Raw genomic sequence first — 26,178 nt, 5'->3', positions numbered from 1 at the left:
AAAGATAGGAATGGATAAACCAATTTGTCAGAGAGGCAACGCAGGACGCTTAACCATCAGGCTTTTGCGCTTACCTGAAAACGAAAACCGCAGATTAATACCCCGCAGCTACCGTTTTACATCGTAAAAATCGTAGTTTCATCGACAAGCGGTCACGCTTCCCGCGCCTTCACCTTCAAATGCCGCGCATACCACGGCCGCTTCGGCACACGCTTGAACAACCCTGTGAGCGCATCGTCGTCAGCACCAAAGGTAATACGCAACGCGAGCTTCATGGTCTCCGGGTCCATTTCCATCGACTTGCCCATTTGCAACCCCGGCGTGGTGCTGCAGCCGTGGGTGTCCGGGCCGAGCCACGGGTCGCCGACTTCGACCCAGCGGCCCGGGGCGAACCAGGCTACGCCGTTGACTTCCAGCCGGCTGACTTCGCCTGGATTGAAGCGTTCATGGGCGCGGAACCAGTCTTCGATGCGGTCGTCGATCCAGCCGTGGAAGTGCCAGAACACCGGGTTTACGTGGGAGGAAAACGGGTCGCCAAGGAAGTCGTTTTCGGCGGCGTACCACCGCGCGGCAAAGTCTGCCGGGTCGCGGGCAAAGGGCACTGGCGCGCCGTTGGAGGGATCGCGGGGCACGGAGGCCCAGCGCATGTGCAGCCAGTCGTGCAGGCCCAGTTCCATCTCGGAACCCAGTTGGCCCAAGGTGTATTTGGCCAGGTAACGCGGGTCGCGGTATTGGGACTCCCAGACCTGGAAGTTGCTGTGGTACGTCTCTTGCGACTTGATGTCGCTGACCCACTGGGTGTATTCGCTGTCGTCGGGGGCCAACCAGGTGGGCGGCAAGGCGAAGCCATCGTGGTTGTCGAAGTAGCGCACAAAGCCCAGGCGATCACGCTCCAGCGCCGGTTGCGGTTCGGGGAAGGCCGGCCAAGAGGGTAAGTCCTGCATGGCGCGTGCAGTGCCGAGCATGTGCCGATGCATAAAGAAGAAATCGATGCCCGAGCCGTTGCGATCTTTGCGCTTGCCACGGGCGTCGCGCTCCTGGCCCCGTGGGCCGGGCTGCCAGCCGATGCCGCGCAGGGCATCGCGTTTTTCTTCGGAGAGTTTGTGCCATTGGTCGCGAGTGGCGTGCCACAGCTGGTGGAACAGGCGGTGTTCGGGGGCGATCAGCCAGGCGAGCAAGGTCGGGTTATGGCCGATACGCTCGCGGGCTTCGGGAAACAGCTGTTTGTGGGCGATAAAGCGGTTGTCGCGTTCGGTCAGGGCCAGGGGGCGATTCAGGTCGAGGATCTGCCCGCTGAGGGTGCCGCTGCCGGCGTTGCCGAAGTCGGCCCAGACTTCATCGAGGGTCATCTTGAATTCATAGGCGGGCCTGCCATCGGCCGAGTCGCGGTCGATCAGCCGCCAGTAGAGCAACGCGCCCTCGCCCGTCAGCAAATCACCCAATACCCGGTAACGCGGTTCGCCTTCGGCACGCAGGTTGGCGGCGGTGTCCAGGTAGCCGCGCAGGCCTCGGCCACGGGGGGCGATGTCGAGCAGCAGTTCCAAGCCTTGCAGCGGCAGGCCCTTGAGGCCAGCGTCGCGGCCTTCCAGGCGCAGGCTCCAGACGCCACGCAAGGTATTGGCCAGTTGCTGGCCGGCGGTGTCGGCCAGATCGACCGTGGCTTCGCCGGGGGTGATGGGGAATTCTTCACGCGTCCACTCGCGATGGGCATAGAAAGCTGCCGGCACAGCGGCGCCGGTGAGCGCGAGGCCTGCGATGAACCCACGTCGAGAGATGGTCATTGTTTACCTTAGGAAACGGCTTGATCAGAGCTAGAACGTTTGCTGGCAGGGGAAATTTACCGCCGCCGTCTCGCCCGCCTAAATTTCCCCGCTCATCGCTCGTTCTTCCCAGATAGCAAAGGCCTCAACTGACTGAGATGGCAATGACAAAATCACGTTCGAAAAAGGCGCTGTATATCGGCCTGCCGCTGGCCCTGGCCGTCGGCGCTGGCTTGCTGGTCTGGCATCACTGGTTCAGGGGCAACGCCGGCTACTCGCTGGAGGTGATCAAGCAGGCCAACGAGATGCAGGATCGGTTGTTGTCGTTCGACAGCCATATCACTGTGCCGGTGGATTTCGGCACCGCAGGCAAAGAAGCGGACAAGGACGGCAGCGATCAATTTGACCTGGTCAAGGCCAGTCGGGGCCGCTTGTCCGGCGCCGCCCTGACCATCTTCGGCTGGCCGGAAATCTGGAACGGCCCGAACGCACCGCACAAACCCACCGAAGGGTTTGTCGAAGCGGCACGCCATGAACAGGAAGTGCGCTACAAGATCATCAGCGCCATGGTGCGCGACTTCCCCAATCAGGTCGCCATCGCCTACACCCCGGACGACTTCCGGCGCCTGCATGGCGAGGGCAAGTTCGCGATCTTTATGAGCATGCTCAACGCCTACCCGCTGGGCAACGATCTGAACCAGTTGGACCTGTGGGCCGCGCGCGGCATGCGCATGTTCGGCTTCAGCTATGTGGGCAATAACGCCTGGTCGGACTCATCGCGCCCGCTGCCATTCTTCAATGATTCGGTGGATGCGCTCGACGGGCTGTCCGACATCGGCAAACAAGCCGTGCACCGTCTCAATGACCTGGGTGTGATCATCGATGTGTCGCAGATGTCGACCAAGGCCCTGGAACAGGTGGCGCAGCTGAGCCGCACACCAATGGTGGCGTCCCACTCGGCGCCGCGTGCGGCGGTGGATATCCCGCGCAACCTCAGCGACAAGGAATTACAGCTGATCAAGCACAGTGGCGGCGTGGTGCAGATCGTGGCGTTCTCGGCCTACCTGCGCCCGCTGAGCCAGCCAACCCAGGACAAGCTCAACACGCTGCGCGCCCGTTTTGACCTGCCGCCCCTGCCGAACCTGGCCATGGCCCTGATGCCAGGCGATCCCATCATCGCTGCCTGGCCCGAGCAGCGGTTCGGCGAGTACGCCAGCGCGCTGTACGGCATCCTCGACGAGGAACCCAAGGCCACCCTCAAAGACCTGGGCAACGCGATCGACTACACCGTGCGCAAGATCGGCATCGACCACGTCGGCCTGTCTTCGGACTTCAACGACGGGGGTGGCATCGACGGCTGGAACAACGTCGGCGAAATCCGCAACGTCACCGCCGAGCTGATCCAGCGCGGCTACTCCGAAGCCGACATCGCCAAGCTGTGGGGAGGCAACTTCCTGCGGGTCTGGGACCAAGTACAAAAAGCTGCCAAACCATTGGCCAACCGTTAACCCTCTAGAAGCCAGTCCATGACCGACCGCCGTACGTTTCTCAAGCAGGCTGGGGTACTTGCCGCCAGCCTGCCGCTGGGCGCTGCCATCCTGCCTCAGGCGCAAGCAGCCGCAACACAAGACCCATGGACCGGGTTCAAGCGACTGTTCAACCAAGACCCGGACTACCTGCACTTCTCCAACTTCCTGGTGACCTCGCACCCCAAACCGGTACGCGAAGCCATTGAGCGTTACCGCGCACAGATCGACCGCAACCCTGGGCTGGCCATGGACTGGGACTTGCAGGAAACCTGGAAGCGTGAAGGCCAGGTGCGCGAATGGGCCGGCCGCTACCTGAAGGCCTCTCCCCCGCAGATCGCCTTGACCGGCAGCACCTCCGAAGGGCTGGCGATGATCTATGGCGGGATCAAGGTACGGCCCGATCAGGAAATCCTGACCACGGTTCACGAGCATTACGCCACCCAGAATGTGCTGGACTTTCGTGTGCTCAAGCAAGCCACACAGGTACGCCGGATCACACTGTTCGACAACGCCAACCAAGTCTCTGTCGATGAAGTACTGGACAATATCCAGCGCAACATCCGTCCCAACACCCGTGTGTTGGGCATGACCTGGGTGCAGTCCGGCAGCGGCGTGAAGCTGCCCATCGGCGAGATCGGCAAGCTGGTGGACGAGCACAACCGCAACCGCGATGAGCAAGACCGCATCCTCTACGTGGTGGATGGCGTGCACGGCTTCGGCGTGGAAAACCTCGATTTCCCCGACATGCACTGCGACTTCTTCATCGCCGGCACCCATAAATGGATGTTCGGCCCGCGCGGCACCGGCCTGGTGTGCGCCCGCGACCCCGAGAACAAATACGTCACGCCGATGGTGCCGACCTTCTCCGAGGACAAGGACTTCGCCACCAGCATGACGCCTGGCGGCTACCACGCCTTCGAGCATCGCTGGGCCGCAGATGAAGCCTTCAAGCTGCACTTGCAGTTGGGCAAAGCCCAGGTGCAGACACGCATCCATGGACTGAATACCGAGCTGAAAGACCAATTGCTGGCGCAGCCACAGGTCGAGCTGGTCACCCCGCGCAACCCCGCGCTGTCCGCCGGTTTCACCTTCTTCCGAATCAACGGCCAGGACAGTGAAGCAGTGGTGGCCCACATGATGAAACACCGTGTGGTGATCGATTCGGTGGACCGTGATGTCGGCCCCGTGATTCGCACCTCGCCTGGCCTGCTCAATAACGCCGACGAAATCCAGCGGTTCATGACCCTGCTGCGCCAGCGGGTGTGACGCTCACTTTTCCCTTTGAACGAGATGCCCACATGATTCCATTCCGACTCAAACCCTTGACCACTCTGGCGCTCACCGCCCTGTGCAGCGCCCTGCTGCCAGGCGTGGCCCAGGCCGCCGCGCCACAGCCGGGCAAAGTGTTCAAGGACTGTAAGGACTGCCCGGAAATGGTCGTGCTGCCCGCCGGCACCTTCACCATGGGGACGCCTGAGGATGAGGTCGGTCGCGAGCCGGATGAAGGCCCGATGCATGACGTGACCTTCGCCAAACCGTTCGCCATGAGCCGCTTCCACATCACTGCCGGTGAATGGGACAGCTATGTGCGCCAGACCGGCGTGAAGATCGCCAATGGTGACACCCGCCCCGGCCGCGAATGCATCGCCAGCAAGCCGCGCTACCCACAAGGCCCACGTCAGCCGGCGGTGTGCATGGACATGGACGACATCAAGGCCTACGTCGCCTGGCTGTCGAAAAAGACCGGCCAACACTACCAAATGGTCAGCGAAGCCCAGCGCGAATACGCCGCCCGTGCCGGTTCCACCGGGCCTTTCCCGTTCCCCTTCGATGAAGGCAAGGGCTACAGCATCGCCGAACACGCCAACACCTACGGGCCTGCGGACGGCTACAGCTACTCGTCGCCAGTGGGCAGCTACCCGCCGAACGCGTTCGGCATGTACGACATGCACGGCAACGTCTACGAGCGCGTCGCCGACTGCGAACATACCAACTACATCGGCGCCCCTGCCGACGGCAGTGCCTGGGTAGAACCTAACTGCGAGTCCTATCAGATTCGCGGCAATGACTGGGGTGAAGCACCGGTATTTTCGCGCTCGGGCAACCGCAACACTATCTACCCGCAGACGCGGGGCGACTGGATCGGCTTCAGGGTTGTGCGTGATCTCTGATTACGCACACTGAAACCGGCAAAAAAAAACCGCCTGGCATGAGCCAGGCGGTTTTTTTATGTCTGGAGGGCGCCGGCACACGTGCCGGCTCCCGGTGATCAGAACGCGTACTTGGCGTTGATCATTGCGTTGCGAGGTTCGCCGTAGGAGCCCGAATTGAACGTGCCCATGCCGTCGTAGTACTTCTGGTCAAACAGGTTGTTGACGTTCAGCCCCACACTCAGGTGGTCATCCACTTGGTATTTGGCCAACAAGCCAACCACGGCGAACGGATCCTGCGTTGCCTTGTAGTAAGGGCCGGAGTAGTTGATTTGCGATGCAGCGTACATCTCGCTTTGCCAGGTCACGTTGCCACCGACAGTCAACTTGTTCCACTCACCCGGCAGGCGATAAGTAGTGCCGAACTTGAACTGGTTGATCGGCTGGTTGGTCTGCACCCGACCCCCGTCCTTGTCATGGGACTCGCGGTAGGTATAACCACCAAACACGTTCCAGCCACTGACCACTTCACCCGAGATCTCGGTCTCGACGCCACGGGTGTTGGTACCACTGATGGCCTTGTACACAGCGCGGCCCGAAGAATCCGTGCCCGACTGTTCCGGCGTGTTCTTCTGATTAATCTCAAATACCGCGACGCTCGCGTTCAGCGCACCGTCGAAGAACTCACCTTTGAGACCGATCTCGTAGTTGTCGCCTTCAAGCGGCGCCAGCGAAGTGCCCGACGCTGTTTTGTAGAACGTCTGCGGCAAGAAGATGCTGGTGTAGCTGGCGTACGCCGAATAGGTGTCGTTCAGCTCATAGACGATACCGGCATACGGCGTGACAACGCCGGTCTTTTTGGTCTTGTCGGTCGTCTTGGTGCCATCGAGATAATTCTTGACCTCGTCATCCTGATTCCACCAGCTGAGCCGGGTACCCAGAATGATGGTCAGCGGATCGAACGGTTTCAAACGCAGGGCGCCGTACATGCCGGTCTGCTGCAAGGTCGTGACGGTACCGCCATCCTTTTGATACTCACGATTGCCGTACTCACGGCCGTCCCAGTTGAAAATATTCGCCGAACCGTAGTCGCCGTCATCATTGTGGCTGGCGTAGTTAGGGAAGTTCAGGTGAGTGCGCGAAGCACTGGCACCCACCACCAACTCATGCTCGCGACCGCCCAGGTTGAACGGGCCGGAAGCATAGGTATCGAGCGTATCCTGGGTCTGGTAGCTGTCCAGGCGGTAAATAAATACGCCCGTGCCTTCACCGGTCACAGGGTCAGGGTAGCCGCCACTTGCCGATGCGCCCTGGCCTTTACGGTAGGAGTATTGATGGCTGTAGGCAGTCTTCAGGCTCCAGTCATTGTCCAGCTTGTGATCAAGCATGGCGGTGAAGTTATAGCTGGTGTTGTCCATGTAACTCGAACGCGAGGCCGGGTTGAATGAACGGGAGAAATTGGTTTGCTTGCCATTGCTGAAGAACAGCGGGATATGCCCGTAGCTGGTGCCTTCGGCGTCGTTGTTCTGGTAGTCGAGGCTAGTGCGCAGCGTAGTGCTGTCGTTCAGATCGATATCCAACGCGCCGTACATCACGCGCTTTTCCTGGCTGTACCAGTCAATGAACGAATTTTGCTTCTGATAAGCCGCGACGAAACGTCCACGCACATTGCCGGTTTCTGTCAGCGGACCCGAGACGTCAACTTCGGAGCGGTAGCGATCCCACGCCCCCGCTTCTCCGGAAACGTAGGCCTGGAAGTCCTTGGTCGGACGCTTGCGCACCAGGTTGATGGTGGCCGACGGAGTGCCCGCACCGCTCATCAGGCCGGTCGCGCCGCGCACCACTTCGACACGGTCATAGATGGCCATGTCCGAGATTGCGCCTACGTATTGTTGGGACTCGTTGGCCACCTGGGACGGGATGCCGTCGTACTGGAAGTTCTGGATCGCAAAGCCACGGGAGTAAAACGTGTAACGCTCACTGTCGCGGTGGTTGATGCTGATACCCGGCGTGAACGCCATCACTTCGTTAAGCGTCGAAAGATGCTGGTCGTCCATCAGTTGACGGGTAATCACGCTCACCGACTGCGGCGTTTCGCGCAGGGACAAGGGAAGCTTGGTGGCGGTGCTGGTTGCCCCCGTGGTGTACGAACCGGTGTTTTCAGTCGTCTCCCCAAGACCCTCGGCACTGATCGTCGTCGCGCCCAGGTTCAGCGCCGAACCGCTGGATGGCGCCATCACGATATAGCTGCCGCTGGCTTCGCGACTGGCCTGCAAGCCACTGCCCGACAACAGTCGAGACAGGCCTTCATCCACGCCAAACTGCCCTTTCAACCCTGGAGTGGAGCGCTGGCTGGCGATCGCTGGATCGTAGGAAATCGAGACACCGGCCGCCGAGCCGAATGACATCAGCGCATCCGATAATTTACCGGCCGGAATCGCGAAGGCAACCTTGCCGGCTTCACTCTGGGCAAGTGCGACGCTCGGCATCAATGTGGCGGCAGCCGGCACAGCCAGCGCGGCGCCCAACATCATCAGACGCACGGTCTGCGGCAATTTCTTCAGCGCGTAATGCTTGGGCGTAGACAACCAAAGGAGATAAGGCATCGACAGCAATCCTTGAACAATGAGGCGTGTGTTTGGCAGAAATTAGTGGCGTCTTTGAGCGCCTCTGGTTAATAAGACGGTTCAGGTAATGAAAACCAGACTCATTTACCTGCTTTTTTTTACCACCCCTCTAAACGCGCTCAACCCTCAACCGCCAGGGGCATTGAGGGTCGAGCACGCCTGCTCATAGAAATGAAAGCGTCCATGGGAAGGGAACGGCGCACCGGCCTACGGGTGCCGGTCATGGAACATGGCCGCATCCAATCTATAACGTGGGGCTGGCGGACAAATTTAGGGCCCGTGCCCAACGCAATGAGGCTAAATCGCGCCGTAGTCGAAACGTCTTCTACAAAAGCCCGCGAGCGATCAAATGGATCGCCGGGCCTCCACTCGCCCTTAGCACGTAGCCACGTCGCGACCGAGGTAGTTTCATGACTGCAAAACCGCGTAGCGCCCTCAGCGAACTCTTGAGCCTGCTCAAGCCCTATCGCTACACCGTCATTCTGTCGATTCTGTTCGGCATCCTTGGAGGGGTGAGCGTCACGGCTCTGCTTGCCACGGTCAACCAGGGCCTGCACAGCGAGTCCGGCCTCACCACCGCAGTGGTCCTGGCCTTTGCCGGGCTGTGCCTACTCGCCCTGCTCAGCAGCATTGCCGCCGACATCGGCAGCAACTTCGTGGGCCAAAAAGTCATCGCCAGGCTGCGCAAGGACCTCGGCGCCAAGGTGCTGTCAGCGCCAATCGAACAGATCGAACGGTACCGCAGTCACCGCCTTATTCCGGTGCTGACCCACGACGTCGACACCATCAGCGACTTCGCCTTCGCCTTCGCTCCGCTGGCCATTTCCATCACCGTTATCCTCGGCTGCCTGGGCTACCTGGCGAGCCTCTCGCTGCCGATCTTCATCATGACCCTGCTGGCCATCGGCATCGGCTCGGCGATCCAGTTCATCGCGCAAAGCAAAGGCATCAAAGGCTTCTACGCCGCGCGGGAAGCTGAAGACAACCTGCAAAAGCATTACTCGGCCATCGCCGAAGGCGCCAAGGAACTGCGGATCCATCGCAAGCGCCGTCACGCCATGCTGACCCGCAACATCCAGGCCACCGCCGACCACATCTGCGACACCCACGTGCGCTCGATCAATATTTTCGTGATCGCCAAGAGCCTGGGTTCGATGCTGTTCTTTGTGGTCATCGGCCTGGCACTGACCCTGCAATCGTTCTGGCCCAGCAACAACCCGGCCATGATGAGCGGCTTTGTACTGGTGCTGCTCTACATGAAAGGCCCGCTGGAAAACCTGATCGCCAACCTGCCGATCATCAGCCGCGCGCAGATCGCCTTTCGACGCATTGCCGACCTGTCCGAACGCTTCTCGTCGCCGGAACCGCACTTGCTGCTTGACGCCGATGAGAGCCGCACGCCGACCATGAAGCATCTGGAATTGCGCGACGTGCAATACGCGTTTCCGCCCGTGGAAGGCAGCGCGCCCTTCAAGCTGGGCCCGGTGAACCTGACCATCGAGCCTGGGGAAATCCTGTTTATCGTCGGCGAAAACGGCTGCGGCAAGACCACCCTGATCAAACTGCTGCTGGGCCTGTACACCCCGCAGCAAGGTGAGATCCGCCTCAACGGCACAACGGTGGACGCCCACGGCCTGGATGATTACCGGCAGATGTTCACCACCATTTTTGCCGACTACTACCTGTTCGACGAACTGGTGCAAAGCGATAAAGCCCTGCCGGACGACGCCAACCAATACCTGGAGCGCATGGAAATCGCGCACAAGGTCAGCATCCGCGATGGCGCTTTCACCACCACCGACCTCTCCACCGGGCAGCGCAAGCGCCTGGCGCTGATCAACGCCTGGCTCGACGAGCGTCCGGTGCTGGTCTTCGACGAGTGGGCCGCCGACCAGGACCCGACCTTCCGCCGCGTGTTCTACACAGAGCTGCTGCCGGACCTCAAGCGCCTGGGCAAGACCATCATCGTGATCTCCCACGATGATCGTTACTTCGATATCGCCGACCAACTGGTGCGCATGGAAGCCGGGCGCGTCATTACCGAAAAAGCCTTCGCCTGACCTCCCCCTCCGGCGAGCGCCCTGCCGCTCGCCGCTGCCTGCCAAGTCCCACGTCACACCTAAATCTCGTCGGCCACGCTTCGTCTTTCTGACAACGCATATTTACGCAGCCGATGGCGACGAGACCAAACATGAACCCACTGAATCAACTCCCCGACGACGACTTGCTGGCTTTGTTGATGGCCGACGACGTCGGTTCAGAGCATTCCATCAAGGCTTCCACCCATCGCGGCCCCACTCCCCTGTCCTTCGCCCAACAACGCCTGTGGTTCCTGCAACAACTCTCGCCCGACAGCAGCGCCTACAACCTTCCCAACGCGCTGCACCTGCGCGGGCCGCTGGATACATCGGCGCTCGCCGCGGCCTTGCAGCAGATCATCGACCGGCACGACGTGCTGAAAACCGCGTTCCAGACCGTCGATGATGAACCCCGGCAAGTGCTTGACCCGCAAGCCCGCATCCACGTGCGCGAAGAGGACCTCTCAGGCCTGGCACCGCACGCCCGTAGCACCGCCGTGACTGAGCGCCTGGCCGCCGAGGCCGGTGCACCGTTTGACCTGGGGCGCGCACCACTGATTCGCGCCACCCTGATCACCCTTGAGCGCGACGACCATATCCTGCTGTTGAACATGCACCACATCGTCTCGGACGCCTGGTCCAACCCGATCCTGATGCACGACCTGATCCAGGCTTACCAACGCGCCTGCCAGGGCGATACCACGCCGCTGGCGCGACCTGCCATCCAGTACGCCGACTACGCCCGCTGGCAGCGCGAGGAGTACCCGAACACGCCGGCACAACAGCGGGCCGCCGACTATTGGGCGGGTTACCTGGGACGGGAGATTCCCACGCTGGACCTGCCTACCGAGTTCCCCCGCAATGCCGAACAACAACACCGTGCCGGCAATCTTCAACTGTCAGTGCCCACAGCCCTGAGCCAACAGTTGCACAGCTTCTGCCAGCAACAGGACCTGACGCCGTTTATCGTGCTGCTGGGCACCTGGCAACTGCTGCTCAGTCGCTACAGCGGCCAGCAGGATTTCACCGTTGGCGTCCCGAATGCCAGCCGTAATCAGAGCGAGACCCAGGACCTGGTGGGGTTCTTCGTCAGCAGCCAGATCTATCGCACGCAACTCACCGACGACCTGACCACAGGCGAGTTTCTCCAAGCGCTGCGCCAGCAATCGCGGGCGGCGATGGAACATGCCGACTACCCGATTGAACTGATCATCGAGCGCTTGCAGCTGCAACGCAGCACCCAGGCCAACCCGTTGTTCCAGACCCTGTTCAACTGGCGGGTGAGCCAGGATCAACCGGCCGCTCTGACGCTGGGTGAGCTGAGCCTGGCGTTCCTGCCGGTGGCGCAACATGAGGCCAAGTTCGACCTGTCGATGGACGTGGACTACACGCCACAACAGATCACGGCGAGCATCGAGTACAGCACGGCACTGTTCGGCGCGGCGACGATTGAACGCCTGGGACAGCACTGGCTGCGCTTGCTGCAAAGCCTCGTTGACGGGCCGCAGCGGCGACTGGCCGAACTGCCGATGCTCGACCACGCCGAGCAACATCAGATGGTCAGCGCATGGAACGCCACCGCCACCCACTACCCGCTGCACCACAGCGTCCAGCAACTGATCGAAGCCCAAGTGGCGGCCACACCCAATGCCACGGCGCTGGTGTTCGGCGATCAACAGCTGAGCTATCACCAGCTCAACCAGCGCGCCAACCAACTCGCCCACAAGCTGATGGAACTGGGCGTCGGCCCCGATGCACTGGTGGGTATCGCCACCGAGCGTAGCCTGGAGATGGTCATCGGCCTGCTCGCCGTGCTCAAGGCCGGCGGCGCCTATGTGCCGCTGGACCCGGAATACCCGCAGGACCGCCTCAGCTACATGATCGAAGACAGCGGCATTGGCCTGCTGTTGACCCAGCAGCACCTGTTCACGCAGTTGCCGATTCCGGCTGCGCTGCCGGTGCTGGCCCTCGATCAACTGGACGTCAGCGCTTATGCCGACACCAACCCGGAGGTCGCCGTTGACGGTGAAAACCTGGCCTACGTCATCTACACCTCAGGTTCCACCGGCAAGCCCAAAGGCGCCGGCAACCGGCATTCGGCCCTGACCAACCGGCTGTGCTGGATGCAACAGGCCTATGGGTTGACCGCCGACGACACGGTGCTGCAAAAGACCCCGTTCAGCTTCGACGTGTCGGTGTGGGAGTTCTTCTGGCCGCTGATGACCGGCGCCCGTTTGGCCGTTGCCGGGCCTGGCGATCATCGCGATCCGGCCATCCTGATCAGCCTGATTCAGCGTTACCAAGTCACGACCCTGCACTTCGTGCCGTCGATGCTGCAGGTGTTCCTGCTGGACGAACAGGTCGCCCAGTGCACCCGCCTGACACGCATCATCTGCAGCGGCGAAGCCTTGCCTGTGGACGCCCAACAACAGGTGTTCGCCAAGCTGCCGAACGCCGGATTGTTCAACCTCTACGGCCCCACCGAAGCCGCCATCGACGTAACCCACTGGACCTGCCGCGAAGAAGGCAAGGCCAGCGTGCCGATTGGCCAGCCGATCGCCAACCTCACCACCTACATCCTCGATGCCGAGCTGCAACCGGTGCCGGCCGGTGTCATCGGCGAGTTGTACCTGGGCGGCGAAGGCCTGGCGCGCGGTTACCACCGCCGCCCTGCCCTCACCGCCGAACGCTTCATGACCAGCCCGTTCGGTGATGGCCAACGCCTGTACCGCACCGGCGACCTGGCCAGCTACCGCCCCGACGGCGTGATCGAATACCGTGGCCGTATCGACCACCAGGTAAAAATCCGTGGCCTGCGCATTGAACTGGGGGAAATCGAAACCCGCCTGATGGAATTGGACTGCGTGCGCGAAGCGGTGGTGATCGCGGCTGACGGGCAGTTAGTCGCCTACGCCGTGCCCACTCAAGCCCGTGACGCCGCTGAATTGCGCAGCGACATCAAACACCGCCTGAGCGAACACTTGCCCGACTACATGGTGCCGGCCCAGTTGATCTTCCTCGACCAACTGCCCCTGAGCCCCAACGGCAAACTGGACCGCAAGGCTCTGCCGAAACCCGATGCAAACCTGCTGCAAAAAGCCTACGTGGCGCCGCAGAGCCCGCTGGAACAGCAGATCGCCGCCATCTGGCAAGACGTGCTCAAGCGTGAAGCCGTCGGCCTGCACGATGACTTCTTTGAGCTGGGCGGACATTCACTGTTGGCTACCCAGGTCGTCTCCCGTGTGCGTCATGCCCTGAACACCGATGTGCCCCTGCGCAGCCTGTTCGAGTGCAGCACCTTGCAGGCGTTCGTCGCCACCTTGGCCCAAGAACCGGTCCGCCACGAGCCGCCCTTGGTCCGGGTCGCGCGCGACCAGCCGCTGCGCCTGTCTTACGCTCAGGAACGCCAGTGGTTCCTCTGGCAACTGGACCCTCAAAGCACCGCGTATCACATCCCGGCGGCCCTGCGCCTGCGCGGCCATCTGGACACCCAGGCACTGCAGCACAGCTTTGAGCACCTGATCGAGCGCCATGAAAGCCTGCGCACCTCGTTCACCCAGGACGGCGAGCGTACCGTCCAACGGATCGCCGCCCACGCTCCGCTGGCGATCACCGTCGAGTCACGGCTGGGCGCAGACGAGCAGGCGATCCAGGCGTGTGTTGAACACGAAATCCAGCAGTTGTTCGACTTGCAGCATGGCCCGCTGCTGCGGGTCAAACTGCTGAAACTGGCGGATGACGATCACGTCCTGATCCTCACCCAGCACCATATTGTCTCCGATGGCTGGTCGATCAACGTGATGATCCAGGAGCTGATTGCCCTGTACGCCGGTTTCAGCCAGCAGCAACCCGTCAGCCTGCCTGACCTGCCCGTCCAATACGCCGACTATGGCGTGTGGCAGCGCCAGTGGATGGAGGCCGGAGAGCGCGAGCGCCAACTGGCCTACTGGACCGAACAGTTGGGCGGCGAGCAGACGGTATTGGAACTGCCCGCCGACCACACCCGGCCGTCGGAGCAAAGCTACCGCGGCGCCCAATTGGAACTGGCGCTGGGCCACGAGCTGAATCAGTCGCTCAAGCAATTGGCCCAGCAGCAAGGCGTGACGTTGTTCATGCTGTTGCTGGCCTCGTTCCAAACCCTGTTGCATCGCTACAGCGGGCAAACCGACATCCGTGTCGGTGTGCCGATTGCCAACCGCAACCGCGTGGAAACCGAAGGGCTGATCGGATTTTTCGTCAACACCCAGGTGCTGCGCGCAGAGCTCAACGGCCAGGCGCGGTTTGTCGACGTGCTGCAACAGGTCAAACACCACGCCTTGCAAGCCCAGGCTCACCAGGACCTGCCCTTCGAGCAACTGGTGGAAGCCCTGCAACCGGAGCGCAGCCTCAGCCACAGCCCGCTGTTCCAGGTGATGTACAACCATGCCAGCGTGCAGCCGCAAAACAGCGTCAGCCTGCCCGGCCTGAGCCTTGAAGTCCTGGAAGGCACGCTACCCAGCACCCAGTTTGACCTCTCGCTGGACACCACCGAGTCCGCCGACGATCTGCTGGCCACCCTCACCTATGCGATCGACCTGTTTGAAGCCTCAACCGTCCAGCGCCTGGCCGGGCATTGGCAAAACCTGTTGCAGGCCATCGTCCGTAACCCGCAGCAACGCCTGGGTGAAATGGACATCCTTGGGCATGAAGAACGGCACCTGATGCTCCATGACTGGAGCAGTGCCACCCTCGATTACCCAAGTGAACAACGGGTTCATCAGCTGTTTGAAGCCCAGGTGGCGAAGCAACCATCAGCCCCGGCCTTGCTCTTCGAAGACCGCCAGTTGAGTTACGCCGAACTCAACGCCCAAGCCAATCGCCTGGCTCGCCATCTGGTGAGCCTGGGCGTCGGGCCCGACGTGCTGGTGGGGATTGCCGTGGAGCGCGGCCTGGACATGATCATCGGCTTGCTGGCGGTGCTCAAGGCCGGTGGCGCCTACGTGCCCCTGGACCCTGAATACCCGCAGGATCGGTTGCTGTGCATGATCGAAGACAGCGGCACGCAACTGATGCTGACCCAGAGCCACTTGCGCGAACGCCTGACGATTCCTGCCGAGGTGGCGCACCTGTGCCTGGACCAGAACCAAGCCTGGGTCGATCTGGACGACAGCAACCTGGTCAATCGTGCCCATGCCGATAACCTTGCGTATGTGATGTTCACCTCCGGCTCCACTGGCCGGCCAAAAGGCGTGGGCATCAACCAGTCCTCGCTGACTCGCCATGCCTACGTGTCGTTGGGGTTCTTCAATCTCAATGGCGGCGACCGCATCCTGCAGTTTTCCACCTTCAACTTCGACGGTTTCGTCGAGCAGCTTTACCCGGCCCTGATCTGCGGCGCGTCGGTGGTGCTGCGCGGCACCGAAATCTGGGACACCGAGACCTTCTACCACGCACTGATCAAGCACCAGATCAGCGTGGTCGACCTCACCACGGCCTACTGGAACCTGCTGGCCAAGGATTTTGCCGCGGCTGGCCCACGGGATTACGGGCGCCTCAAGCAAGTGCACGCCGGTGGTGAAGCCATGCCGCCAGAAGGCCTCGCCGCGTGGAGCCAGGCCGGCCTTGGTCACGTCAAATTACTCAACACCTACGGCCCGACTGAAGCCACGGTGACGGTCACGGCCCTTGATTGCACCGACTATGTAACCGGCGCACGCCCCACGCCCTTGACCATGCCCATCGGCAAGGTCCTGGCCGGACGCAGCATCTACCTGCTGGACGACAGCGGTGCCCCGGCGCCGATTGGCGTGGTGGGCGAACTGGTGATCGGCGGCGAGTTGCTGGCGCGGGGTTATTTCAATCGCCCGGACCTGACGGCCGAGCGCTTCATGCCCGACCCGTTCAGCCAAAGTGGCGGCCGCTTGTACCGCACCGGCGACCTTGCGCGCTACACCCCCGACGGGGTGATCGAGTACGTCGGCCGGATCGACCATCAGGTGAAGATTCGTGGGTTCCGTATCGAGTTGGGCGAAATCGAAGCCCGACTGCTGGAGCACGACATGGTGCGAGACGCCATCGTCCTCGCCCAACCGGCAGCCAGCGGTTTGCAGTTGGTCGGTTATGTGGTGCCCCAGGCCACGGCCGTGCCGCACGCAGAGCTGCGTCAGTCGATCAAAGCCGCGCTGGCAGCCGTGCTGCCGGACTACATGGTCCCGGGCTTCCTGATGTTCCTTGATGTATTGCCCCTGAGCCCGAACGGCAAGCTGGACCGTAAAGCGCTGCCCAAGCCGGATGCCAGCCAACAGCAAAACCACTATGTGGCGCCGCGAACGGCCCTGGAAATCCAGGTCGCCGGAATCTGGCAAAGCGTGCTCAACCTTGAGCAGGTGGGCCTCACGGATGACTTCTTCGCACTGGGCGGCCATTCGTTGCTGGCAACCCAGATCATCTCCAGGGTGCGTCAGGCCCTGGGGCTGGATGTGGCCCTGCGCAGCCTGTTCGAACGCAGCGTGCTGGGGGATTTCGTCGCCGGCCTGGACGGTCGCGCGCGGCAGCATGAGCTGCCATTGGTGCCCGTCGAACGCACTCAATCGCTGCCCCTGTCCTACGCACAGGAGCGCCAGTGGTTCCTCTGGCAATTGGACCCGCACAGCGCCGCGTACCACCTGCCGGCCGCCCTGCGCCTCAAGGGCGCGCTGGATGTCGCGGCGCTGGAGCACGCGTTCAATCAACTGATCGCGCGTCACGAAGCACTGCGCACCACCTTCGTGGTGGACAACGAACAACCCCGCCAAATCATCGCCGACCAGGCACCGCTGGCGTTGGTGGTCGAGACGCTGAACGGCACGCCGGACGACGCCACGATCAAGGCCTTTGTGGAGCACGAAACCCGGCAACTGTTCGACCTGCAAAACGGCCCGCTGCTGCGGGTCAGGCTGCTGCGCCTGGCGGACGATGAACATGTACTGGTACTGACCCAGCACCACATCGTTTCCGATGGCTGGTCGGTGCAGTTGATGGTGGAGGAACTGATCAGCCTGTACGGCGCCGCCCAGTCTGGACAGCCTCACGCACTGGCACCGTTGCCCATCCAGTACGCCGACTATGCCGCCTGGCAACGGCAATGGATGCAAGCCTGCGAGCGCGAACGTCAACTGGCGTACTGGACCGGCCAGTTGGCCGGTGAACACAGCGTATTGGAGTTGCCGACGGATCACCCGCGCCCGGCGGAACAAAGCTACCGAGGTGCCCACCTGTCAATCACCCTGGCGCCTGGCCTGGGCGATGCCGTGCACGCCTTTGCCCATCGCGTTGGCGTGACGCCGTTCATGCTGTTGCTGGCGTCTTTTCAGACCCTGTTGCACCGCTACAGCGGCCAAAACGATATCCGCGTCGGTGTGCCGATTGCTAACCGCAACCGGGTCGAAACCGAGGGGCTGATTGGCTTCTTCGTGAACACCCAAGTCATGAAAGCCGAGTTCAGCTCGCACCTGCGGGTCGAGGCTCTGCTGCAACAGGTCAAGCAACATGCACTGGATGCCCAGGCGCATCAGGACCTGCCATTCGAACAATTGGTGGAGGCCTTGCAACCGGAACGCAGCCTCAGCCACAACCCGCTCTTCCAAGTGATGTTCAACCACCAGAGTGCCGACAAACCCAGCGCCACCGAACGTCCGTCACTGCCTTCGGCGTTGCAGGTCGAGGGATTGGACTGGGAAGGCAGCACCTCGCAATTTGACCTGACCCTCAGCACCAGCGAATCGGCCGAAGGCTTGAGCGCGACCCTGACCTACGCCACCGACCTGTTCAACGCCACCACCATCGAGCGCCTTGGGCGGCATTGGCAACAGCTGCTGCACAGCCTGATTGCCGACCCACAACAGCGAGTTGCAGATTTGGCGATGCTCGACCACGCCGAGCAGCAGCACATTGTCAGCGCGTGGAACGCCACCGCCACCCACTACCCGCTGCACCACAGCGTCCAGCAACTGATCGAAGCCCAAGTGGCGGCCACACCCAATGCCACGGCGCTGGTGTTCGGCGATCAACAGCTGAGCTATCACCAGCTCAACCAGCGCGCCAACCAGCTCGCCCACAAGCTGATGGAACTGGGCGTCGGCCCCGATGCACTGGTCGGTATCGCCACCGAGCGTAGCCTGGAGATGGTCATCGGCCTGCTCGCCGTGCTCAAGGCCGGCGCCGCCTATGTGCCGCTGGACCCGGAATACCCGCAGGACCGCCTCAGCTACATGATCGAGGACAGCGGCATTGGCCTGCTGTTGACCCAGCAGCACCTGCTCACGCAGTTGCCGATTCCGGCTGCGCTGCCGGTGCTGGCCCTCGATCAACTGGACGTCAGCGCTTATGCCGACACCAACCCGGAGGTCGCCGTTGACGGTGAAAACCTGGCCTACGTCATCTACACCTCAGGTTCCACCGGCAAGCCCAAAGGCGCCGGCAACCGGCATTCGGCCCTGACCAACCGGCTGTGCTGGATGCAACAGGCCTATGGGTTGACCGCCGACGACACGGTGCTGCAAAAGACCCCGTTCAGCTTCGACGTGTCAGTGTGGGAGTTCTTCTGGCCGCTGATGACCGGCGCACGCTTGGCCGTTGCCGGGCCTGGCGATCATCGCGACCCGGCCATCCTGATCAGCCTGATTCAGCGTTACCAGGTCACGACCCTGCACTTCGTGCCGTCGATGCTGCAGGTGTTCCTGCTGGACGAACAGGTCGCCCAGTGCACCCGCCTGACACGCATCATCTGCAGCGGCGAAGCCCTGCCGGTGGACGCTCAACAACAGGTGTTCGCCAAACTGCCGAACGCCGGGTTGTTCAACCTCTACGGCCCCACCGAAGCCGCCATCGACGTAACCCACTGGACCTGCCGCGAAGAAGGCAAGGCCAGCGTGCCGATTGGCCAGCCGATCGCCAACCTCACCACCTACATCCTCGATGCCGAGCTGCAACCGGTGCCCGCCGGTGTCATCGGCGAGTTGTACCTGGGCGGCGAAGGCCTGGCGCGGGGTTACCACCGCCGCCCTGCCCTCACCGCCGAGCGCTTCATGACCAGCCCGTTCGGTGATGGCCAACGCCTGTACCGCACCGGCGACCTGGCCAGCTACCGGCCTGACGGCGTGATCGAATACCGTGGCCGCATCGACCACCAGGTAAAAATCCGTGGCCTGCGCATTGAGCTGGGGGAAATCGAAACCCGCCTGATGGAATTGGACTGCGTGCGTGAAGCGGTGGTGATCGCGGCTGACGGGCAACTGGTGGCCTACGCCGTGCCCACTCAGGCCCGTGACGAAGCTGACCTGCGCAGCGACATCAAACACCGTCTGAGCGAACACTTGCCCGACTACATGGTGCCGGCCCAGTTGATCTTCCTCGACCAACTGCCCCTGAGCCCCAACGGCAAACTGGACCGCAAGGCTCTGCCGAAACCCGATGCAAACCTGCTGCAAAAAGCCTACGTGGCGCCGCAGAGCCCGCTGGAACAGCAGATTGCCGCCATCTGGCAAGACGTGCTGAAACTGGAACGCGTCGGCCTGAACGACAATTTCTTCGAACTGGGCGGTGACTCCATCATCTCCATCCAGGTGGTCAGCCGCGCCCGCCAGCAAGGCATCGCCTTTACACCCAAGGAACTGTTCCAACACCAGACCGTGCAAGGCCTGGCCAGCGTGGCCCGTATCGGCGCAAGTGCCCAGGTGATCGATCAAGGCCCAGCCACCGGCCCGCTCACGTTGCTGCCGATTCACCAGGTGTTTTTTGAAACGGCGATCCCTGAGCGCCATCACTGGAACCAGTCGGTACTGCTCCAACCTGCGCAACCGCTGGTGGCCGAGGCACTGCAACAGGCGTTGCACGCGGTGATTGAGCACCACGACGCCCTGCGTTTGAGCTTTGCGCAACACCCCGGCGGCTGGAGCGCCCAGTACCGGCCAATGGTCGACTGGCAGTTGCAACAGATTGACGCCACCGCCGAGCAATTGTCGGACCTGTGCGATCAAGCCCAAAGCAGCCTCGACCTGCAACACGGCCCGCTGATCCGCGCCTTGTTGATCCACTTGGCTGACGGTACCCAGCGCTTGTTGTTGGTGATCCACCACCTGGCAGTGGATGGCGTGTCCTGGCGGATTCTTTTTGAAGACCTGCAAAACGCCTATCAACAGGTCAGCGACCAGCAGCCGGTGCAGCTGCCGGCCCGCACCAGTTCGGTCAAGGCCTGGGCCGAGCGCCTGCAACGCCGCGCGCAAAACCAGACGTCCCAGGACGAACTGAACTACTGGCTGGCGCAACTCGACACCAACACGCCCGACCTGCCATGCGAACGTCCCCATGGCAGCCTGGACAATCGCCACAGCCACACGCTGCATACCCACCTCGACGCCCGGCAGACAAAACAATTGCTGCAGCAGGCGCCCAAGGCCTATCGAACGCAGATTAACGACTTGCTGCTGACGGCCCTGGCACGTGTCATCAGCCGCTGGACCGGCGCCCCGCACTGCCTGATCGAGCTGGAAGGTCATGGCCGCGAAGACCTGTTCGATGACATCGACCTGACCCGCACGGTGGGTTGGTTCACCAGCCTGTTCCCGGTCAAGCTCGTGCCGGCCGCCAACCTTGGCGACTCCATCAAGCAGATCAAGGAACAGTTGCGGGCAATCCCCGACAAAGGCCTTGGCTATGGCGCCCTGCGCTACCTGGGCACGCCGCAGGCACGGGCCAGCCTCGGCGCCTTGCAGGCACCACGCATCACGTTCAACTACCTTGGCCAGTTCGACGGCAGTTTCGATGCCAGTCAGGGCTCGTTGCTGGCCCCTGCCGCCGAAGGCAGCGGCCGTGAGCAGGCGCTGAATGCGCCACTGGGCAACTGGCTGAGCCTCAATGGCCAGGTATACGGTGATGAACTGACCCTAGGCTGGCAATTCAGCCGGGAGATGTTCGACGAAGCGACCATTGCGCACCTGGCCGATGACCTCAAGCGCGAGCTGCTGGCCCTGATCGAGCATTGCTGCGACACCGCTAACGTGGGGGCCACGCCGTCCGACTTCCCGCTGGCGCGGATCAGCCAGGCACAACTGGATCGCCTGCCGGTGCCGTTGCCACAAGTCGAAGACGTCTACCCGTTGTCGGCGATGCAACAGGGCATGCTGTTCCACACACTGGAAGCACCGGAAAGCGCTCTGTACGTGAACCAGATGGCCGTCTCGGTCACCGGCCTGGACGTTGCGCGGTTCACCGCAGCCTGGAACGCCGTGATTGAGCGCCATGAAATCCTGCGTACCGGGTTCTGGGCCGACAACCAACTGGCCGAACCGCTGCAAGTGGTCTATCGCGCGGCGACGATGCCTGTCGACGTACTCGACTGGCAGCAACGGGACGTCACCGCCCAAGACCTGGAGGTACTCGCGAGCCAGGATTGCGCCCGTGGCTTCGAACTTCTGCGTGCGCCGCTCACACGCCTGACCCTGGTGCAGCTCGACCCGCAAACGCACTACCTGATCTGGACCAGCCACCACATCCTCATGGACGGCTGGTCCAACTCGCGGCTGTTGGGTGAAGTCTTCGCGATCTACAACGGCCAGGCCGCACCGGCCAAACGCGGGCATTACCGCGATTACATCCGCTGGCTGCAAGATCAATCCCAGGCGGTACTGGAGCAGTTCTGGAAAACCAAGCTCCAGGACTTGAACGGCACCTCGTCCCTCGCCAACAGCCTGTCGCCCAAACCGGCCATGGAATTGGAAGGCCACGCGGCGCTGTATCTGAATTGGGATGCGCTGCAAACCGCACACTTGCGTGAGCAGGCCCAACGTCTGCGCGTCACCCCGAACACGCTGATCCAGGCCACGTGGTTACTGCTGTTGCAGCGCTATACCGGCCAGGACACCGTGTGCTTCGGCGCGACGGTCGCGGGTCGTCCAGCCAGCCTGCCAGGCTCGGAGGACATGCTCGGGCTGTTTATCAACACCTTGCCCATTATCCAGACCCCGCAACCGCACATGCCCGTCGCCCAATGGCTGCAAGCGTTGCAGGCCTATAACCTGGAAGTGCGCGACCACGAGCACGCGTCCCTGGCGGACGTACAACGCTGGTCGGGCCAAGGTGGCCAGCCGCTGTTTGACAGCATTCTGGTGTTTGAAAACTACCCGGTGGACGAACGCCTGCAGGAAGCCGGGCAAGAACGCCTGAGCTTTGGCGACGTCAGCAGCCGCGATGTGACCAACTTTGCCATGGACCTGGCGATCAACCTCGGCGACACCCTGAAGATCGAGTTCCTGTACCTGCGCAACCGCTTTACCGAGGCCGCCACCGCACAAATCCTGCGCAGCTTTGAAACCCTGCTGCTGGAACTGCTGAACAACGCCCAGGCCAACGTCGGCAGCCTCACTATGCTGGCAGGCACCGAACAGCAACTGTTGCTGCAACGTAACGTGCTGAGCCCAGCCATGGCACCACGCGCCCACCTGGCACAGGTGATCCGTCAACACGCACTGGAGCGCCCTGACGCAGTGGCGGTGGTGTGCGACGGGATCGAGGTGAGCTACGGCGAACTGGATGCCCGGGCCAACCGCCTGGCCCACTGCCTCATGGCCCAGGGCATCGGGCCGGAGATGTTCGTTGGCGTCGCTCTGGAGCGTTCGGTGGACGTCATTGTCGCGTTCTATGGCGTCATGAAAACCGGCGCCGCCTACGTGCCGCTGGACATTGACTACCCGCAGGACCGCGTGCAGTGGATCGTCGAAGACTCTGCCATGAGCGTACTGATCAGCCAGCACTCGCTGCGGTCGCGCTTCGACGGCCTGGGCGAGGCGACGCTTATCGACCTGGATCGCCTGCCGCTGTCGGACTGGCCGGCGACGTGCCCGGCGCCGCAGGTGCACGACGATAACCTGGCTTATCTGATTTACACCTCGGGCTCCACCGGCAAGCCCAAGGGCGTCGCCGTGACCCATGGGCAAATTCGCATGCATTGCCAAGCGATTGCCGAGCGTTACGAGATGGACAGCGGCACCCGCGAATTGCTGTTCATGTCGTTCGCCTTCGACGGTGCCCAGGAGCGTTGGCTGTCGACACTGCAAAGCGGCGGGTGCCTGGTGGTGCGGGGTAACCAGTTGTGGACACCGGAAGAAACCTGGCAGGCGCTGCACGCCCACAGCATCAGCATCGCCTGCTTCCCTCCGGCGTATCTGCAACAGCTGGCCGAGTACGGCGACAGCCAAACCGATGCACCACCGCCCGTGCGCATCTACTGCTTCGGCGGTGACGCGGTGGCCGAGGCCAACTTCGAGCTGGTCAAACGCGTGCTCAAGCCGCAGTACCTGACCAACGGATACGGCCCCACCGAAACCGTGGTTACCCCGCTGCTGTGGAAAGTGAGTGCCGACGAACGCTGCAACGCGGTGTACGCGCCGATCGGCACCCGCGTCGGTGAACGTACCCTGTATGTGCTGGACGAACACCTCAACCCCGTGCCCGATGGCGTGGCGGGCGAGTTGTACATCGGCGGCGAAGGCGTTGCCCGTGGGTATCACCAGCGGCCCGGCCTGAGCGCGGAACGGTTTGTGGTTGACCCGTTCGCTGCCGACGGCACACGCCTGTATCGCACCGGGGATCTGGTACGCCAACGCCCCGACGGCGTGATCGACTACCTTGGCCGCCTGGACAACCAGGTGAAAATCCGCGGTTTCCGTATCGAACTGGGAGAAATTGAGTCACGCCTGCGCGAGATCCCCGACGTGCAAGACGCCGTGGTGGTCGCCCGCGATACGGCCGGCGGCAAGCAACTGATCGGTTACGTGGTGGCCGACGCTTCGGCCGGGCTGGGCGAACGTCTGCGTGCGGCTTTGCAGGTGGAATTGCCCGACTACATGGTGCCGGCGCAAATCCTCGCGCTCCCGGCCTTCCCGCTCAACCCCAACGGCAAGCTGGACCGCCTGGCCCTGCCTGACCCGGACTTCAAAGGCCGCGCCTTCGTTGCACCGCGCAATGCGTTGGAGGCACAACTGGCAGCGATCTGGCAGGAGGTGCTGGAGTTGGAGAGTGTAGGCGTCACCGACAACTTCTTTGAATTGGGCGGCGACTCGCTGCGCATTCTCAAGGTGCTGTCGAAGGTGCGCAGCCAGCCGGATATCGGCATCGAACTGAAACTGCGGGACATGATCGGCAAACCCACCATCGCTGAGCTGTCCGGGTTTGCCGAGGACGATGCCAGCCTGAATCCGCTGCTGCTGCTCAACAGTGAAACGACGCACAGCTCGCCGTTGTTCTGCCTGCATGCCGGTTTTGGCACGGTGTTCGACTACGAGCCCCTGGCCCGTCGCTTGGATGGACAGCGCAGCGTCTACGGCCTGCAATGTCGCATGCTGCTGGACCGCCAGTGGAACGATGATTCCCTGGCGTCCATGGCCATCGATTACAGCCAGTACATCCGCCAGCAGCAAGCCAGCGGCCCGTACCACCTGGTGGGCTGGTCGCTGGGCGGCACCCTCGCGGTGCTGGTGGCCCAGGAGCTGGAAAGCCAGGGCCAACGCGTGGAGTTTCTCGGCCTGGTGGACAGTTTTGTGCCCACTGGCGAAGACGTCTTGAGCGACGACTGGAGCGAGGACTTGCGCGGGTTCCTCGCGGTACTGTTCGGCCTGTCGGCTGAGGCCTTGCCAACCTTCGACGTCAGGGCGACGACGGACAGCGCGGTGCTGGAGCAACTGATCGCACAGGTCCAGGCAGGCGCTGCCGCGCGTTCGGTGTATGCCGCAATCAGCACCGAGGAGCTGGCTCACACGTTCCAGGTAGCGATGAAACTCAAGGCGTTGTCCACGGGACTGGACGGCTTGCCGCCCACCCGGGCGCAAGCCCATTGCTGGTGGGCCAAGGCGATTGCCGACCAGCCGGCATCGAACCTGGCCAGCGCCCGGAGCAATGAACAGATCGCCGCCGGCCACTACGACATGCTTAACCACCCGACCCTGCTTCAGGGTCTGTTGCAGCACCTGGCGCTGCAACCCGTAGCCAGTTGAAACGTCGCCGCCCCTGATGGTCAGGGGCGGCGCTTCAGCCTATTTCACAAGGAACATGCAATGCCCCTGGACCCTGATCTCGAAGGTTTTCTGGAATTGGCGCAGATGGGTCGCCTGACCGGTAAAAGCCAACCCATGCACGCACTGAGTGTTGAACAGGCACGGCGGGAGTTCGAACAGACTTCGGCCATTCTCGACCCCAGCCCGCCGGGGTCGGTGGTGGTCACCCACCTGACGGTCACCGCCCGCGATGGCCATGCACTGCCCGCCCGTCTTTACCGGGCACCGGGCACCGCGCAATTGCCGGTGATTGCGTACTTTCACGGCGGCGGTTATGTGGTGGGCAGCCTGGACTCCCACGACTCCATCTGCCGCAGGCTCGCGGCCAGCGGTCAGTACGCGGTGTTCGCGCCCAGCTACCGTCTGGCGCCACAGGCGAGCTTCCCGACCGCAGTGAATGACAGCCTCGACGCCGCCAATTGGCTGGCCGAACAGGCCGGCAACCTGCAACTGGACAACCGCCGGATTACCCTGGCGGGTGACAGTGTGGGGGCAACGCTGGCGACCGTCATGGCGATCACCGCAGTGAAGGCGCCGCAACAACTGGCGTTCAAACCCTGGGCCCAGTTGCTGTTTTACCCGGTCACTGATACCTCGCGGCAGCGTGATTCCCATCGCCACTATGCCGAGGATTACCTGCTGGAAACGGCCACGCTGGAATGGTTCTACCAACACTATTGCCCGGATGCCCAACAGCGCCTGGACTGGCGGGTCTCGCCGTTGCTGGCCGAAGGGCTGACTGCGCTGGCACCGGCCTATATCAGCCTGGCCCAGTACGATCCGCTGTATGACGAAGGGCAGGCGTACGCCCAGATGCTGGCCGCGAGCGGCACAGCGGTCAGCCTGCACGTGCAGTCGGGGCTGACCCATGACTTCCTGCGCATGAACGGCATTACCAGCGCGGTTGCAGGCATTTATGAAGGCGTGTTGAGTTGGTTGGGGGAACAGCGCTAAGCAACACTTGACCGT

At 62.4% G+C, this 26,178-nt stretch carries 8 protein-coding genes; 6 read left to right on the top strand and 2 right to left on the bottom strand.

Annotated features, from left to right (window positions below; genetic code table 11):
- Positions 1-152: 152 nt before the first annotated feature.
- Positions 153-1,781, bottom strand: coding sequence for a pyoverdine maturation tyrosinase PvdP (gene pvdP, locus LRO94_RS11855; protein ID WP_095185963.1), 1,629 nt, complete (start codon positions 1,779-1,781; stop codon positions 153-155).
- Between the two features lie 143 nt (positions 1,782-1,924).
- On the opposite strand from pvdP, the gene pvdM reads away from it, so the two are divergent.
- From pvdM to pvdO, 3 genes are read left to right on the top strand one after another with little or no spacing between them, the layout of a single operon-like run.
- Positions 1,925-3,268 (top strand): pyoverdine-tailoring dipeptidase-like protein PvdM, encoded by a 1,344-nt coding sequence (gene pvdM / locus LRO94_RS11850; RefSeq protein ID WP_233897024.1) that lies wholly within the window; start codon positions 1,925-1,927, stop codon positions 3,266-3,268.
- 18 nt (positions 3,269-3,286) lie between these two features.
- A complete protein-coding gene (pvdN, locus tag LRO94_RS11845; RefSeq protein ID WP_179179173.1) occupies positions 3,287-4,555 on the top strand; it encodes a pyoverdine-tailoring periplasmic protein PvdN in 1,269 nt (422 codons plus the stop codon).
- Positions 4,556-4,587: 32 nt separating this feature from the next.
- A complete protein-coding gene (pvdO, locus tag LRO94_RS11840; RefSeq protein WP_032885336.1) occupies positions 4,588-5,460 on the top strand; it encodes a dihydropyoverdine dehydrogenase in 873 nt (290 codons plus the stop codon).
- A 98-nt stretch (positions 5,461-5,558) separates the two neighbouring features.
- On the opposite strand, the gene LRO94_RS11835 is transcribed toward pvdO, so the two are convergent.
- Positions 5,559-8,045, bottom strand: a complete 2,487-nt coding sequence (locus LRO94_RS11835) for a TonB-dependent siderophore receptor (RefSeq protein ID WP_122763627.1) — start codon at positions 8,043-8,045, stop codon at positions 5,559-5,561.
- A gap of 431 nt (positions 8,046-8,476) precedes the next feature.
- On the opposite strand from LRO94_RS11835, the gene LRO94_RS11830 reads away from it, so the two are divergent.
- From LRO94_RS11830 to LRO94_RS11820, 3 genes are all read left to right on the top strand, one after another.
- Positions 8,477-10,126, top strand: coding sequence for a cyclic peptide export ABC transporter (locus LRO94_RS11830; protein ID WP_032885338.1), 1,650 nt, complete (start codon positions 8,477-8,479; stop codon positions 10,124-10,126).
- A gap of 131 nt (positions 10,127-10,257) precedes the next feature.
- The gene (locus LRO94_RS11825; protein WP_179179174.1) at positions 10,258-25,149 is read left to right on the top strand and encodes a non-ribosomal peptide synthase/polyketide synthase; all 14,892 of its coding nucleotides are present in this window, start codon (positions 10,258-10,260) and stop codon (positions 25,147-25,149) included.
- Between the two features lie 60 nt (positions 25,150-25,209).
- Positions 25,210-26,163, top strand: coding sequence for an alpha/beta hydrolase (locus tag LRO94_RS11820; protein WP_179179175.1), 954 nt, complete (start codon positions 25,210-25,212; stop codon positions 26,161-26,163).
- The last annotated feature ends 15 nt before the right edge of the window (positions 26,164-26,178 follow it).

Source organism: Pseudomonas sivasensis (assembly GCF_021391435.1).
Classification (GTDB): domain Bacteria; phylum Pseudomonadota; class Gammaproteobacteria; order Pseudomonadales; family Pseudomonadaceae; genus Aquipseudomonas; species Aquipseudomonas sivasensis.
This window is presented reverse-complemented; position numbering and strand designations above follow the sequence as displayed.